We start from the raw sequence: 15257 nt of genomic DNA on the forward strand, positions 1-15257 counted from the left end.
TAATGAGAATTGTAACGAATCAAGAGATGTATCAAGTAGATGATTATATGACGAATACAATTGGGATGAGTGAAGAGTCCCTTATGGAAAATGCCGGACAGGCTGCTGCAAACGCGCTGAGTGAGCGAATCGAAAAATATGAAAAAATAGGGCTGCTTATAGGAACGGGAAACAACGGAGGAGACGGCTTTGTTATTGCCCGTGCTTTGAAGTCAAAAGGCTATGAAGTTGACGTCTGGGTAGTTCCTGCACGGGAGAAAATAAAAGGCGCAGCTAAAAAAGCCATGATCATCTATGAAAATGCTGGATTCGCGTGGCAATCGGCGGGAGACAACTTCTCTGTGAAAAAGTATACGGTCCTTATTGATTGTTTATTAGGTATAGGCGTAAAAGGCAGCATCAAATCTCCTTATGATAACATTATAAAAAAAATAAACGACTCTAAGGCTTACATATACAGCATCGATGTCCCAAGTGGAGTAATGGAACAGAAGCAAGAGCTTACGGTACGTGCAGATGCTACGATTACGCTTCAGCAGCCAAAGATCACGGCATTTACATACCCGAGCAAAGAAAGCTATGGTGAATTGATTGTAGTAGATATCGGTATCCCACCGCTAGCAATTGAAAAAAGCTCATCTCTTAAAGAGGTATGGTCAACTCAGCATATTAAGAAATCTTTTCCCGTTCGGAATGCTTCGTCCAATAAAGGTACACATGGAAAAGGAATCGTAATAGGAGGTTCACTTCAAACACCCGGAGCGCCGATGCTAACGTCAAAAGCAGCACTCACAAGCGGAGCAGGGCTCTTAACGCTTGCGCTTCCGAATGATATTCATGCGATTGCAGCTGCTCACATGTTAGAAGTGATGTATAAGCCATGCCCAAGCAAAGATGGCTTTTTTGCAGGCGAGATTCCTTTAGAAGAAGCAAAGTACGATGCAATTGCAGTTGGACCAGGGCTTGGGAGAACGGAAGAAACAAAGAAAGTTGTCGAACAAGTACTTCAACAGCCCGTTTCTGTTGTAATCGACGCAGATGCTCTTTTTCATCTGCCGGATTTGATGAAAGAAGTAAAAGAAAGAGAACACGCAACGATTTTAACACCTCATCCCGGAGAAATGGCTAGACTCGTGGATACAACAATCGCAGAAGTAGAAGCAAATCGATTTTCGATATCTAGCCAATACGCAGTGGAAAATGGTGTGTATCTTGTATTAAAAGGCCCAAACACGATCGTTACAACGCCGGATGGAAAACAATACGTAAATACCACTGGAAACGCAGGACTTGCAAAAGGTGGAACGGGTGACACGTTAACCGGAATCATCCTCGCTTTTATTATGCAGCATGATTCTCTTCAAGAAGCAATCAGCAATGCGGTATATGTTCATGGAAAAGCAGCGGATGTGCTGCTCGATCAGGGGCATACAATGATAGATATGTTAGCAAGTGACGTTATTTCTGCACTTCCGGCAGTCTTCGGGCAGCTGAATGAGAAGTGATTTCTTCTGGATTATTAAAATTTGTTGACAAAATCCTTCAAAAAGTTGTCAAAACTCTGTGTAAATGATAACGTTATTTTACGTAAGATTTTACATAGAAAGAAAGTGATGTTGTGTACTACTCAATGAGACCAAGAGGCATTCATTTAGCTGTGCCTACACTTTTCTTCCTTATTACAGTCGTGTTATTTGCGATGATGCAGTTTGGTTTTTATTTGGATTCCAGCATTCTTCGTAAAATTTGGGTCATCATTATGGCTTTATTGCCCATTGCTGGACTAATCACGGCTATTAAAGGTAGAAGAGGAAGCGCAAAGCCGTGGTTAATTATAGGAAACGTGATTCTTATTTTAACCGTTACAATAATGAGCGTACAGGCTATTATTTATTAAACAAAAAAACGTGTTCGCCAAACAGGCGGACACGTTTTTATTAGGAAGAAGAAAAGAGCTGTTTCGCTTATTCTTGCATCGCGGCATTTATTCCTTCTTTTCTAACTTCTAGCATATGAGTAGCTTTTTTATCAATACCTTTAGCTGTATCGGAAGAAATGACGCCTACGCTGCTTAAGTCATAGGCAAGACTTGTAACAAGCAGCTGCTCTCTTTGTGCGAGTGTGCCGTATGTAAGTGCAGCAGTTTTAGCTTGAATGCCACTCATATTTAATTCATCAGTAGAAGAAGCTGCTTCTTTTTTTGCGGCTATTGCTTCTTGATAAAGAGAATCATATCCTCCAAACCCTACTTGGGCAATTAGAAAGTTATAAATGTCATCGGCCGATTTTTTCGAAGGCTGAGAAAAAGCTCTTTGAAATTTATTGCGCGGTAAAAAGTTTAGTGCCGTCTGTCTTCCGTCTTCATAAATTTTTTCTTGTATTTCTTTAGTAGCTTTTTCGTCATTTTTTTTCTGTGCTGCATCTAGCTGTTTGCGATATTTTTGAATAATGACTCCGTCCTGCTGATTGTTTCCCTCTTTGAAAGTAGCTGCGGCTTGTGGAACATCTGACGTTGCTAGCGTCTCAGCGGCGTTCTCTGAAGAAGAAAAGAACGTATTTTTGACAAAAATAAGTGCAAAGATCAGCAAAATAAACCATAAAAACCTAAATTTCTTAAACAAAACGTTCACCTCTGTATAATATTTCTAATTATGTAAAACAACATCGATCAGTATACAACAATTTTAGTGTCTTTTTACACATTTACCCAAAAATAAGAAAATAGTAAGAGGTGGTTTTATTAATCTAATAGATATATAGGTTTATTGTTATAGTTCTAAAGAAACCATTGATCTATTTGTACTGATTTACATAGTCGAATATGTTTTTGCTAATAAGGCTTAAAGTGACAAGAATAAAAAGCGTTCGGACGTACGTCACGCCTTTTGATAAAGCGACGTTTGATCCAACGAAAGAACCCACGATCATCGCAAACCCCATAATTAATCCGTAAGAAAATACAACAGAATCAAAATACAGAAATACAAGCAAAGCACCTAAATTACTGCCGAAATTTAAAAATTTTGCGCTGCCTGCTGACTGCAGGAAATCAAATCCCATAAATAAAAAAGCAAATAAAATAAATGAACCTGTGCCTGCTCCTAAAAATCCATCGTAAAAGCCAATAATAAAAATAAGTGCAGTAAAGAAAATAAGTTTCTTAATAGACAGCGGCTTATACGTGGACGTGGTGCCCCAGTTTTTTTTGAAGATTGTATAAATAGCAACTAAAACAAGGAGAATCAAAATAACAGGTTTCAAAAAAGCAGAGGATAGAAAATGAACGGTGATTGAACCTCCCAAAGAGCCAATAAATACAAAAGGAAACCATTTACCCACAACGCGAAAATCGACTTTTCCGGATTTGACAAATCGAATGGTACTCGTTAATACGCCCATCGTTCCAGCTAATTTATTTGTAGCTAAGGCAGCAGCGGGCGGCAGGCCTAAAAATAAAAGAGCGGGTGTAGAAATTAAACCGCCTCCGCCCACTACGGAGTCAATGAATGCAGCTAAAAAACCAAAGAGTAAAAGCAAAAGAACAATCTGTAAACTTAATTCTTCCATAAAGCACCTTCCTCATGTCATAATATATATATAGTGACTACTTAAATAGTAACTATATAAAAAGCAGTTGTAAATATGTAAATGATGAAAATTTCAAATAACTTAAAAAACAGGGAGGTTTCCTTTATGGAAAATATTATTCAGCAGCTGCAGTCGCTTGGATTTAATCAGTATGAATCAAAAGTATACGTGACGCTTGTCAAAAAAGGATCTTCCACTGCTTATAGCATTAGTAAACATTCAGGTGTGCCAAGAGCGCGTGTATACGATATTTTACAAACACTAGAGGAAAAAGGCATGGTGTTAAAAGAAGAGAGTAATGATGGCACCCAGTACACGTCGCTGCCCGTCGATGCTTTTTTGCATTCGCTGCAGAAAAAATGGAACGAAACGTATGAAGACGTTAGCGAAACGCTTAAACGTCTTGAAGCTGCAGAGTCTATAGAAGAAAGCCGGGTTATGACGATGAGAGGAGAAACAGCCATTCTTGCTTTTTGTGAGTCGCTATTGTTAAAAGCAAAAAATAAAATTGTCATCTCGCTTTGGCCTGATATTTATAATGAGTTGAAGCCTCTTTTATTACAGCTAAGGGAGAGTGTCACACTAAAAGGAATTGTGTTTGAACAAGATGAAGCGATGGAGGAATTTGACCGGCACCGCCATACAAGCTATACCGAAAATATTGGGAATCAAAACTGGTTTATTATATCTGTTGACAGCAGTGAAATGATTTATGGTCATAAAGAAATGGCTTACTATACCAATAACGGAGTTAACATTAATTTACTTGAAAACTATATTTGGCATGATATCCTCGTTAACAGACTTGTAGAAAAAAGTGATCGAGAAATGGACAGGTGGATCGAAAGGGAAAGAGAAAGCTTTTTTGCGTAGAAAAGAGACTTAGACATAACGAAATCACTTCCATCGAAAGACGAACAAACGGGATAAATGATCTAGTATGAATGGCTTGTTACATCGCAGTTAATTTCCGTGCAAGGCTTCGCTTTCCGCGGGCGGACGATGAGCCTCCTCGTCGCTTACGCGCCTGTGGGTTCTCATCTGTTCCGCTTTTCCCGCAGGAGTCTTCGCCTTGCCCTCCAATTAACTGCTGGAAGCAGCCACCATGCATGAAAGCTACGTTCACTTTACCAACAGAAAAATCCGAACAAAGTTGATGCTCCATTAAGAGTCTCAAGTCCTCGTTCGGATCTTCCTTCAATCAAAATATTTTTGTTACAGCCTCTTTATATTAAAAAGTTTGGGCAAGTTTTTTTGCTTCAGCTATTCCTTTTTCTTTAATTTCTTGGGCTTTATCTGGCATTGCATTATGCCCTTCCACAAAAATGCCGTCTAACGAAGGTACTCCGAAGAAATTCATCATAATTCCAATATAGCGATGCCCCATTTCCATATCAGCTGCAGGACCTTCAGAATAAATGCCTCCGCGTGCTTGAATATGAAGCGCTTTTTTATCTGTTAATAGTCCAACCGGACCTTCGGCCGTGTATTTAAATGACTTACCCGCTACGGCTACAGAGTCTAAATAAGCTTTCATAACCGGTGGAAACGAAAAGTTCCACATAGGCGTTACAAAAACATATTTGTCCGCTCCTACAAACTGTTCGCTCAATTCTGCAAGGCGATTGACCTTTTCCTGTTCATGAGAAGAGAGTTCCGAGCCAGACTGAAGTTTGCCCCAGCCGCTAAATACATCTGCATCAATATGAGGGATATTTTCTTTATAAAGGTCAATATGTACAACTTCGTCACTTGAATTGTGCTCTTTGTAAGCATCGATAAATGCTTTTCCAGTTGCCATACTGAATGATTGAGACTCATCGTGAGGATGAGCTGTAATATAAAGTACTTTTGCCACGTTTTATCATCTCTTTCTTGTTTAAAATAATGTACTGTCTTATCGTTATCACTCCCATAAAAAACTATACGCGCTTTGTCAGGTAAGCTAAAAAAGAGCGTAAGAAAGGGACGTCTATATAGAAAATAATGGTATAATGAATGTTTGAATATTTACATAACAAGTATGTGTAACAGAAAGTAGATAAGAGGTGTAGAGATGAAAGAAAAATGGGTAATCGTCACGGGTGCAGGTGCTGGAATTGGCAAAGAAATTGTAAAAGAGTGTGTGTTGAAGTGCTATTCAGTTATTGCTTGTGATAGTAATGAAGGAGCTTTGAAACAGCTAGCTGAAGATACGAAAGGTCATATTGAAACGTATGTAATAGATGTTAAAGAAGGGAAGGGCGTAAGAAATCTTTTCTATCAAATAAAAGATAAAAATTTATATGGATTAGTTAATAATGCAGGCGTGTATTTAGGGAAAAATTTATTGGATTATGAAGAAAAGGAAATAGATTTTGTGATGGACATTAATATTAAAGGATATATTTATTTCTCCAAATACTTTGGCGAATTATTAATGGAAAAGGAAACAGAAGGAGCAATTATTAATATATCGTCCGTATCAGGAATGGAAGGAAGCTCCGATGCTATATATGGAATGTCTAAAGCAGCGATATTAGGATTAACCAAAAGCTGTGCAATGAATTTTTCTCCTTATATCCGTGTGAATGCCGTAGCACCTACAATGGTAAATACCGATATGATGAAAAATATTCCAGAGTGGCGCAAAAATGAATACATCGATCATCAGCTGATTCCAAGCTTTGTTACGACTCAAGACGTGGCAGATACCGTTCTTTTTTTACTGAGTCCTCAAGCAAAACATTATACAGGAGCTACCTTTGATTTAAATAGCGGATGTTATTTACGATAAATTATCTTTTAAACGAGTAATCGAGGCTGGACAAAAATATTTTAGTTAAGGATAAATTCGAATAATCAATCGGTATTATTGACTGACCATTCGGATTTTTTACTGTTATTATAAACGTTGGTTTCACCGCTTCTAGCTGTTGATTGGAGGGCAAGGTAGAAGACTCCTGCGGGAAAAGTGGAACAGATGAGACCCCACAGGCGCGTAAGCGACGAGGAGGCTCATCGGCCGGCCGCGGAAAGCGAAGTCTTGCACGGAAATCAACAGAGGTGTCAAGAGCAATCCATATGAGTTTATTAATCCAATTTGCTCGTCTTTAGATTGGGTTAATTCCGTTATGTCCCATCCTCCTTTTTGTTTTCTTAAGAATTCTTAAGAAATTTACTTAACGTTTCTTTAGATTTTTTTTCTATTCTAGAAAGAAAGAGTAGAAAGAAGGAATAGAAAATGAATTTAGCTTTTATGTATCAATATTTTCACCAGCCGCGAACGGTAGGAGCGCTTTTGCCAAGCTCTACGCACTTAGCGAAAAAAATGGTGAAAGGGATTGATTTTGAACATGCAGCCTGTATAGTAGAGTACGGGCCAGGAACCGGAATTTTTACCCGTGAATTGATAAGAAGACGAAGCGCTTGTACAACTTTGCTTCTTATCGAATACAATCGGCATTTTTACGAAAAAGTAAAAGAACAAGTAAGAGATGAAAAAAATGTGTATGTGATACACGGCTCGGCTGAAAATGTTCAAAAGTACTTGATCCAGTATGATATTTCAAAAGTGGATTACGTACTATCAGGTCTTCCTTTTGCTTCTTTAGCGTCTGAAGTGTCAGACGGTATTTTACAAAACACGCGAAGTGTGTTAGCTAATGAAGGGAAATTTATTACGTTTCAGTATACAAATTTAAAAAAAGAGTTAATTCGCACGTTTTTTCCGCATATTAAAGTCGAAAAAGAGTGGAGAAACGTTCCTCCCGCATACATTTTTACATGCGAAAAGAATGGGATATAAGGAGTTTGTAAATGAAAGACAGAATTTTAATTATAGATGATGATGAGCAAATTCGTAATTTAATTGCTATTTACTTAGAAAATGAAGGATTTGAAGCGCTGAAAGTTTCTAATGCTGTATCTGGCTTAGCGCTTTTAGAGGAACAAGAAGTAGATTTAATTATATTAGATATTATGATGCCGCAGATGAATGGAATCGACGCTGCTTTTAAAATACGTGAAGAAAAAAATATGCCCATTATTATGCTTTCGGCTAAGTCAGAAGATATGGACAAAATTTCTGGTCTAACAGCAGGAGCAGATGATTACTTAACAAAACCATTTAACCCACTCGAACTCATCGCACGAGTGAAATCACAAATTAGACGCTATAAAAAATACAATGAACGCGCTGAGCGTGACGTTATTCAAATTGGCGATTTGGAAATTAACCGCAGTACTCGCCTTGTCTTTGTGCGCGGTCAAGAGATTCGTTTAACACCAAAAGAGTTTGATATTTTAGAGCTGCTGGCACGCAACAAAGGAACGGTAATGAGCATGGGGAAAATATATGAAGCCGTGTGGCAAGCAGACGCGTTTAAATCGGATAGTACCGTAATGGTTCATATCACAAAGATTCGTGAAAAAATTGAGGATGATCCGAAAAAGCCTATTTATATTAAAACCATATGGGGCGTAGGATACAGGATATGAGAAAATTAAGTGTAAAGCTTCTTTTCGCTGTGATTATAAGCTTTTTGGTCACCAATTTAACTTTTATTTTAATTGCTAGGCTTGTTTTAAGCAGGTATATACAAGAAGAGAAAATGAATGTTTCTGCATATAATCTATTGGCGTTTGGGCTTATTTCTATGGCGGTTGTGGTCTTTATTTTTGTTTTTTTAGTACTTATTCGTTCCCATATTCGTTACCTGAAAGAAATTTCCGAGCAGGTTCAAAAAATATCAAATGGAGATTTAGGCGCAACCATCCATGTGCGAGGAAAAGATGAACTGGCTGAATTGAGTCAAAATATTAACAAAATGTCTGCACAGCTTCGTACAAAGTTTGATCGGGAACGAGAAATCGAACAAGCAAAAAATGAGCTAATATCCAGCGTGTCTCACGATTTGCGTACGCCCTTAACGTCCATTGTGGGATACCTCGATTTAATCAAAAAAAGAGAAAATATGGACGATGAAACATTAGATAGCTATTTATATATTGTTGATTCAAAAGCAAATTATTTAACGGATTTAATAGACGAGTTGTTTGACTATACAAAATTAACGAGTCCGGATTTTCAGCTTCAGCGAAATGAAGTGGATATGAAACGTTTGCTTCAGCAGGTAATAGGAGAGTACGAGCCGATGTTAAAAAGAGAAGGCATTGACGTTCAGACTAACTTTTCTTGTGAATGGCATGCATTTATTGATGTAGAAAAAATGGTAAGAGTCTTTCAAAACTTGCTCGAAAATGCCAAGAAGTACAGCAAAAAGCCTTCCATATTAGAGGTGAATCAGGAAATTGATGAGGATTCGTTGGTAATTTCCTTTAGGAACAGCATTAACATCAGTGAAAAAATTGAGGTGGAAAAGTTATTTGATCGATTTTATCGAGGTGATGAATCAAGAACGGACGCAAATGGTTCAGGTTTAGGACTGGCTATTGCAAAACAAATCATTCAGCTGCATCAAGGGAAGATACGAGCAGAGCGTCAGCATAATAAGCTCACTTTTTTGATAAAGCTGCCGTTAACACAAGAAAGCCTTAAGAATCACTTGTAAAGATTCTTAAGGCTTTTTGCGACTGTTTTGATGCCGTATTCAAATTCTGCAAGAGTTGCATAAGAAAAGGATATTCTGATATGCTGTGACGTTTCATGATCATACAATGCGCCTGGATTTAACAGAACTCCTTCGTGGAGACAGTGCTTAAATAATTTCCGCATCGAAACAGGCTTATGCAGCGTCAGCCAAAAATAAAAACCTCCGCTCGGAGTATTCCACGTAGCAAGCCTTTTTAAATGCTTCTCTAAAATAGCCTGCGTTTGCTGAGATTTTTCTTTTAATTTATAGCGTACGCTGGCAACGTGCTTGTCATAAATTCCGGTTTTTAGAGCTTCAGCAGCTGCCCATTGAGATAAGGAACTGGCTCCGTAATCAACTTGCATTTTAAGGTCGGCCAATCGCTCAATTACATGTTCAGGCCCAACGATCCATCCAATTCGAAATCCTGGACTGAATGTTTTAGAGAACGTTCCTAAATAAAGAACCATTCCATTTTTATCTCGAGCTTTTAATGAAAGCGGAGGCGGTGAATGAAACCAAAGCTCTCCGTACGCATCATCTTCAATAATAGGTAAATGCATTCTTTCACACTGGTGAAGCAGCTCTTGACGCCTTTGTTCGCTCATCGTCACATTGGTGGGGTTATGAAAGTTTGGTATCGTATATAAAACTGTGCCTTTTTCTTTTTCGTGCTGGTCTTTTAATGAAGATAAATGAATTCCTTCTTTGTCTAACGAAATGCCCATTAGTTTCATTTTTGCGGACTGAAACAATGGTAGAGAATACAGATAAGAAGGCTTTTCAGCTAAAATATTGGCACCTGGAGGCAGAAGGCCTATTGAAATTAATTGAAGCGCTTGAAGTGAACCAGATACAATTAAAATGGACGACGGAGACGTTTCAATTCCCCGTTCTTTTAAATTCTTGGCTAACTCTTGTCGCAGTTCATAGTTGCCTTTTGGAGGCTCGTAGCCCAAGTGTACGCTTCTATGTTTCATTCCGCCAAATAGCTCCGAAAGCTGATGGGAAGGAAGCAGGTCAGGTGCTAACTCTCCAGTACCTAAACGAATAATGCCCGGTTGAAATTCAGCTTCATTAATACGGCGGATAATCGGAGAATTTGGTTGGTAGATTCCTGCTTCTACATACGAATTCCAGTTCATCTGAGAAGCTGATGCGAGTAAGCTCCACGTATTATTGATGACCTTGGTGCCACCACCTTTGTTTCCACTGAGAAGTCCTTCAGCAATTAAGTTTTCGGTTGCCGTCACCACCGTGCTTCTATTTACAGAAAAGCTAGCAGCTAAATGGCGCTGCGAAGGAATTTTCGTTCCAATAGGCCACTCTCCATTTGTAATTTTCTCTTTCATATACTCTTGAATTTGTTTGTGCATTGGCTTTTTATCAGCCGGATCTGGAATCCAATTCATGTGATACCACCTTTTTGTAATTTGGTTGGTATTATAAATCAAAACTTGGATGGAGACAACAGGGTACGTCAATTGTAAGATGAAAGAGGAAGGAGAGAGTAATATGTTTACAGTGGTTATGCATGCTTTATTGTTAGCATTCGGTTTGATTTTACCTTTAGGAGTACAAAATGTGTTTGTTTTTAACCAAGGAGCAAATCAACGAACGATCAAACAGGCGCTTCCCGTAGTCGTAACGGCTTCTGTCTGTGATACGATTTTAATTCTAGTAGCAGTGCTGGGAGTTTCAGCAGTAGCCGCTGCTTTTTCATTTTTTCAAGCGCTTATTTTTGGAATAGGTTTTCTTTTTTTAGCGTATATGGGCTTTGTGACGTGGAAGAGCGAACCTTCAAAAACGTCAGTAAAGGAAGGGATGACGGTGAAAGCACAAATTTTATTTGCTGCTTCTGTATCTCTGCTAAATCCTCACGCGCTGATGGATATTATGGGCGTAATCGGAACAAATTCTCTGCTATACAGTGGAAAAGAAAAATGGATTTTTACGCTCGTTACGATATGCGTTTCATGGATATGGTTTTTATCCTTAGCTTTTGCCGGAAAAGCGGTAGGGAAAATGGATTCGAATGGGAAAATAATGATTTGGGTCAATAAGTTTTCTGCATGTATGATTTGGGGAGTAGCTCTTTACATGGCAAAAAGTATGTTTTTTCAGTAAAATAGACGCTAAAAGAAAAGTTATATAATAGAAAGAAGTACTTTTTTCTAGAAAGCGAGGGGTAAAGATGATTCAAGGAATTAATCATATATGCTTTTCTGTGTCAAATTTAGAACGGTCCATCACATTTTATCAAAAAGTGTTAGGGGCGGAACTTTTAGTAGAAGGAAAGTCCACCGCTTACTTTAGTCTAAATGGATTGTGGCTCGCGTTAAATGAAGAAAAAGATATTCCTAGATCAGAAATTCAGTATTCGTATACTCATTTAGCATTTTCTATTTCCATTGAAAGCTTTGACCAAGCAAAAGAGCTGTTAAAACAGCATAATGTAAATATCTTACCTGGAAGAAATCGTGACGAGAGAGACAAAAAATCTATTTATTTTACGGATCCTGACGGTCATAAATTTGAATTTCATACTGGTACGCTCCAAGACCGTTTAGCGTATTACCAAGAAGAAAAGCCTCATATGACATTTTATTCGCCAAAAGAGTAATACTAAAATAGTTATATAAGGTTACAGTTTTATTACATTCGCATTCCTCGCTCAGTTATCATTAAATAAACGATACTGTTGTGATATAATGGAAAAAAAGTGAGGAGGAGGAAGAATGTATACCGCAAAACAGGTGAAGTTTGGTTCGCATATTGTGATAGGCGTACTTTTCGGCATCCTAGCTGCAATGTTAATCGGCACTTTTTATCAAAATGTACCAGGTGTATTACCGTACGGGATGATTAGTGGACTTGCAGTAGGACTCATAGCAGATACATATTATACAATTAAAACAAAAATAAAGGTTATTTAATATAGTGTAGTACTATTCTCAGGAGAAATAAAAGATTCCTTTTGAAAATAGTACTATTTTTATGAAGAAAATGGTTAATTTATATTTTAAAAAACAAGTAAACCCGCTAAAAAGATTACAAATTTATTATTTTAAATCAGAAATAGGGGGTGAAATATCAAATTAACTCTAAGTATAGAATTATATGTTAAAGTAAATAACCGTTTTCTAAACAGTGAAACGGTTTTTACTTTTTTTCTAATTAGTTTCGTTGCGCGTCAGATAAAAGGTCTAATAATTAAGCAATTGTTCGTAAAACTGAGGATAAGAGATTTTTTAAAGCTGCTACTAACAGATAAAATACTGTTGCTTTTAATGGTTTATCTATAGAAAACTTGATAATTTTTCTAAAATCGTTCTTTTGGAGTACATAATATATGCTATCATTGTTTGGTGAAAAAACTACATACCAAAAAAAGGAGAAAAAATGAAGAATTTAAGAAAAATCGGCCTAGGACTTGTAGCATCTTTGCTATCTATTAGTTTAGTAGCTTGTGGATCAACAAAAGAAGAACAAAAACAAGGATCTGCTAAGCAAGAGCAGAAACAAATGGGGAAAGAGCAGAAAAAACTCGAACAAAAACTCTCTAAATTAGAGAGTGAGTATGAAGAATATACAAAAGAAAAAGGATATATGGAATCTGATGATTATCTTGTTTTTGAAGCAGACTTTAACATACTAGCAAAGTCAATTGAAAGCAAGAATATTCTTCAGGGCGATGATGGTGAACTAGACAAACATGTAAAAGACTTAAAAACTGAGATAGACCATTTAAGTAATGATCAAGCAATAAAAGCTCAGAAGCGTTATGGTTCGGCAGTAGATGTGTACGAGGCTGCAATTGGTACTCATATGCATATTGTGTTAAATAAAGCGGATATTACTCAGCACTTTAATGCGGTGAACACTATTGAGTTAGACAAAGATTTTAATGCAGATAGCTACGATTATGAAAAAATTGATGCAGACGCAACTGAGGCTATTAAGTCTATACAAGGAATGCCTATGAAAAGAATAAAGCTTATTAAGGAAGAGTTGGAGAAATATAAAGCTAGCTTTAGTACTGAAGAATATAATCAATTGAATTCCGCAGTCACTAGCGTAACTTCGTCATTAAATAAACAAGTTGAAATGCTAGAAGTTCTACAAAAAGAAAGTGGTAAGGATAAATCAACTTTAGAAGAAAACACAAAAGCTGCTGAAACACAATTTTTAGATGCTAAAGAAAAAGTGTCTGCATTTGAATCTAAATATGATATCCAAATGTAAAATATATGCTTTAAATACAATTGTTTATTAAAATAAAAAGCCGTTTCTTAACCAAAGAAACGGCTTTTTATTATTTCTCTCTATTGATCTTTGGTGTACGTAAGAAGAGAGAGAGTAATAACGCAATTAGAGTCAATAGCGTCGCAAATAAGAATACATCGTTACTGCCATAGCTATAGTCGAAGTTGTTATTGCTTTAGCGAGGTGTTCCGTAGTTTGTTGCGTCATAATTGTAACAAGTATAGCAGTACCAATTGAACCTGCAACTTGACGAATTGTATTATTTAAAGCTGTACCGTGAGAAATTAAATGTTGAGGTAATTGGTTGATGCATTCAGTCACAATCGGCATCATAATTAATACACCTGGCAATAATAGTAAATCTGATTGAAGCGGCGTAAAGCCTCGAATGCTTTATAGATAGATTGGCAGCGGTTTTGAAATTATTTAGGATGAAACATAAAAAATTATAATAAGATTTGTTGAAAATCAACTTGGGAATTATTGATGTAATTTTCTGAAACTTTTATTAGTGCTATAACGTATAGTAAGTATAGGGAATGTTAATTTAAATTCCTTTTTGCGGAAAAACGTTTAACATAAAGTCGAATCATCTGTTAGTTCTGTTTTGTTTAAAAGAATGTGGAGGGGATAGTTATTAAAAAACTTGCCATTTTACTTGTTGGAGGGCTTTTATCCTGCGGAGGATATATGCTGTATTACGCGACGCTAGGTGAACTAAAGAAGAAAGAGGGGATATTGAAATGACAATGTGGCTATGGGCAGGCGGATGTATAGTGTTTTTGTTAGCAATGGGTTACATTGCAGATCGTGTAGCAATAAGGAGAAACATTGAATTTAGTCCGGAGGATGGAATTAAAAATGCTACAGATGCAGAACAAATATATGTGGAGAGCTATTTGAATGAAACAAAAAATACGAATAATAATATACCGCTTTAATAGAAATTATAAATAAAAGGCTTATCCGCTGCTACTTGCATTAGGGATAAGCCTTTTTGTTTTATACTTAGTTCCAAACTTCGTCTAAAGTATCTCTAAACAATTGATCTAATTCATATGTAGGGTCATCTAATTCTACAGATAAAGTTCTGACGTATTTGTCTAAACGGCCAATTTCTAAGTTTAAAAATTCATTAATAACATTGATGCGTGGTTCTAAATCTAACTCATCACCACTAATTTTACGCTTTAACAGCTTACTAACCTCTTCTTTTAATTCTCCTTCTGGTAACAGTTTCTCTAAGAGAATAGGGAATTCTAGTGGAGGAAATTCATTATATTGTTCAACCCACTTAGCAGCTAACACGGGTCTTAAAACGTAAAAATATTTTTTGATTTTTACTTCGTCACCTTGTAAATACTCTCTAAAGTTATTTCTAGCCATATTTAAATAGTGGTATATACAAGAAGTAGGAGTAAAGATGTTAGAATGTAGTTTTTTCATTTTATCAAATGTTGAATACGCCTTGTAATATACAATGTTTGATTGCATCCATTCTAGTAAAGGTGGGTTTGATTTTCTAAAAAGTTTTAATGTCTTGGTTAAGTCCCAGCCGCTAACATCTAATAGGTCATTAATAGGTAGCTCTATTACATCTCGCTTTTTACCTACACCGATTGGGTCAATGCTTAAATATTTATTTTTCTTATGAATATAAATAAATCTAACATCATAATCGCTATCTTTAGATGGAAAGTCCCACGCTCTACTTCCAGATTCACAAGCGTATAATACCTTTACGTCGTAATCTTCTTCAATTTTCTTTAAAGCTGCAACAATTGTTTCTCTCATAACCCAACCTCATTTTCTTTTAATGCTTTCTATATA

General features: G+C 36.8%; 19 protein-coding genes and 1 pseudogene. 13 read left to right on the forward strand and 7 right to left on the reverse strand.

Going from position 1 to position 15257, the window contains the following annotated elements:
• Window positions 1–2: 2 nt before the first annotated feature.
• Window positions 3–1505 carry an NAD(P)H-hydrate dehydratase gene (locus LJY09_RS10520; protein ID WP_221816751.1) on the forward strand — a complete coding sequence of 501 codons (1503 nt, stop codon included), beginning with the start codon at window positions 3–5 and terminating at the stop codon, window positions 1503–1505.
• Window positions 1506–1618: 113 nt separating this feature from the next.
• Entirely contained in the window at window positions 1619–1897 is a 279-nt protein-coding gene (locus tag LJY09_RS10525) for a hypothetical protein (RefSeq protein ID WP_223260155.1), read from the forward strand.
• Window positions 1898–1964: 67 nt separating this feature from the next.
• On the opposite strand, the gene LJY09_RS10530 is transcribed toward LJY09_RS10525, so the two are convergent.
• On the reverse strand, window positions 1965–2630 hold the full coding sequence (locus LJY09_RS10530; RefSeq protein WP_228307703.1) for a hypothetical protein: 666 nt from the start codon (window positions 2628–2630) through the stop codon (window positions 1965–1967).
• A gap of 163 nt (window positions 2631–2793) precedes the next feature.
• Complete coding sequence (locus LJY09_RS10535) at window positions 2794–3567, reverse strand: sulfite exporter TauE/SafE family protein (protein ID WP_013056888.1); 774 nt, start codon at window positions 3565–3567, stop codon at window positions 2794–2796.
• Window positions 3568–3693: 126 nt separating this feature from the next.
• Between LJY09_RS10535 and LJY09_RS10540 the strand changes: the two genes are divergently transcribed.
• Window positions 3694–4461: a TrmB family transcriptional regulator gene (locus tag LJY09_RS10540; RefSeq protein WP_047751054.1), complete on the forward strand. Its 768-nt coding sequence runs from the start codon at window positions 3694–3696 to the stop codon at window positions 4459–4461.
• 79 nt (window positions 4462–4540) lie between these two features.
• Here LJY09_RS10540 and LJY09_RS10545 read toward each other — a convergent pair whose 3' ends face one another.
• A complete protein-coding gene (locus LJY09_RS10545) occupies window positions 4541–4753 on the reverse strand; it encodes a hypothetical protein (RefSeq protein ID WP_033578872.1) in 213 nt (70 codons plus the stop codon).
• 66 nt (window positions 4754–4819) lie between these two features.
• Window positions 4820–5446, reverse strand: a complete 627-nt coding sequence (locus LJY09_RS10550) for an FMN-dependent NADH-azoreductase (protein WP_028413489.1) — start codon at window positions 5444–5446, stop codon at window positions 4820–4822.
• A gap of 198 nt (window positions 5447–5644) precedes the next feature.
• Between LJY09_RS10550 and LJY09_RS10555 the strand changes: the two genes are divergently transcribed.
• The 5 genes from LJY09_RS10555 to LJY09_RS10575 all read left to right on the forward strand — a co-directional run bounded on the left by LJY09_RS10555 (window position 5645) and on the right by LJY09_RS10575 (window position 9140).
• Window positions 5645–6364 carry an SDR family NAD(P)-dependent oxidoreductase gene (locus LJY09_RS10555; protein WP_028413488.1) on the forward strand — a complete coding sequence of 240 codons (720 nt, stop codon included), beginning with the start codon at window positions 5645–5647 and terminating at the stop codon, window positions 6362–6364.
• 143 nt (window positions 6365–6507) lie between these two features.
• Window positions 6508–6684: a hypothetical protein gene (locus LJY09_RS10560; protein ID WP_223546567.1), complete on the forward strand. Its 177-nt coding sequence runs from the start codon at window positions 6508–6510 to the stop codon at window positions 6682–6684.
• A 127-nt stretch (window positions 6685–6811) separates the two neighbouring features.
• Window positions 6812–7375: a class I SAM-dependent methyltransferase gene (locus tag LJY09_RS10565; protein ID WP_028413487.1), complete on the forward strand. Its 564-nt coding sequence runs from the start codon at window positions 6812–6814 to the stop codon at window positions 7373–7375.
• Window positions 7376–7386: 11 nt separating this feature from the next.
• Window positions 7387–8067 (forward strand): response regulator transcription factor, encoded by a 681-nt coding sequence (locus LJY09_RS10570; protein ID WP_028413486.1) that lies wholly within the window; start codon window positions 7387–7389, stop codon window positions 8065–8067.
• A complete protein-coding gene (locus LJY09_RS10575) occupies window positions 8064–9140 on the forward strand; it encodes a HAMP domain-containing sensor histidine kinase (RefSeq protein ID WP_228307704.1) in 1077 nt (358 codons plus the stop codon). The genes LJY09_RS10570 and LJY09_RS10575 overlap by 4 nt, the downstream gene beginning before the upstream one ends.
• Here the strand turns inward: LJY09_RS10575 and LJY09_RS10580 are convergent.
• Entirely contained in the window at window positions 9131–10573 is a 1443-nt protein-coding gene (locus tag LJY09_RS10580; protein WP_221816749.1) for an aminotransferase-like domain-containing protein, read from the reverse strand. The genes LJY09_RS10575 and LJY09_RS10580 overlap by 10 nt on opposite strands.
• 103 nt (window positions 10574–10676) lie before the next feature.
• Here LJY09_RS10580 and LJY09_RS10585 point away from each other — a divergent pair, with 103 nt between their 5' ends.
• The 4 genes from LJY09_RS10585 to LJY09_RS10600 all read left to right on the forward strand — a co-directional run bounded on the left by LJY09_RS10585 (window position 10677) and on the right by LJY09_RS10600 (window position 13406).
• Window positions 10677–11288: a LysE/ArgO family amino acid transporter gene (locus LJY09_RS10585; protein WP_098112559.1), complete on the forward strand. Its 612-nt coding sequence runs from the start codon at window positions 10677–10679 to the stop codon at window positions 11286–11288.
• Window positions 11289–11355: 67 nt separating this feature from the next.
• Entirely contained in the window at window positions 11356–11784 is a 429-nt protein-coding gene (gene fosB / locus LJY09_RS10590; RefSeq protein ID WP_098112560.1) for a FosB/FosD family fosfomycin resistance bacillithiol transferase, read from the forward strand.
• A 115-nt stretch (window positions 11785–11899) separates the two neighbouring features.
• Window positions 11900–12097 carry a hypothetical protein gene (locus LJY09_RS10595; protein WP_016763981.1) on the forward strand — a complete coding sequence of 66 codons (198 nt, stop codon included), beginning with the start codon at window positions 11900–11902 and terminating at the stop codon, window positions 12095–12097.
• Window positions 12098–12563: 466 nt separating this feature from the next.
• Window positions 12564–13406, forward strand: coding sequence for a hypothetical protein (locus LJY09_RS10600; protein WP_228307705.1), 843 nt, complete (start codon window positions 12564–12566; stop codon window positions 13404–13406).
• A gap of 198 nt (window positions 13407–13604) precedes the next feature.
• Here LJY09_RS10600 and LJY09_RS27830 read toward each other — a convergent pair.
• Window positions 13605–13838: pseudogene (locus tag LJY09_RS27830) on the reverse strand (hypothetical protein); the annotation flags it as partial.
• A gap of 332 nt (window positions 13839–14170) precedes the next feature.
• Between LJY09_RS27830 and LJY09_RS10610 the strand changes: the two are divergent.
• Complete coding sequence (locus LJY09_RS10610; protein WP_045290429.1) at window positions 14171–14368, forward strand: hypothetical protein; 198 nt, start codon at window positions 14171–14173, stop codon at window positions 14366–14368.
• 67 nt (window positions 14369–14435) lie between these two features.
• Here LJY09_RS10610 and LJY09_RS10615 read toward each other — a convergent pair whose 3' ends face one another.
• Complete coding sequence (locus LJY09_RS10615; RefSeq protein ID WP_154991391.1) at window positions 14436–15221, reverse strand: nucleotidyltransferase domain-containing protein; 786 nt, start codon at window positions 15219–15221, stop codon at window positions 14436–14438.
• Window positions 15222–15257: the final 36 nt, after the last annotated feature.

The sequence above is a fragment of the Priestia sp. J2 genome (genome assembly GCF_020790095.1).
Classification (GTDB): Bacteria; Bacillota; Bacilli; order Bacillales; family Bacillaceae_H; genus Priestia; species Priestia zanthoxyli.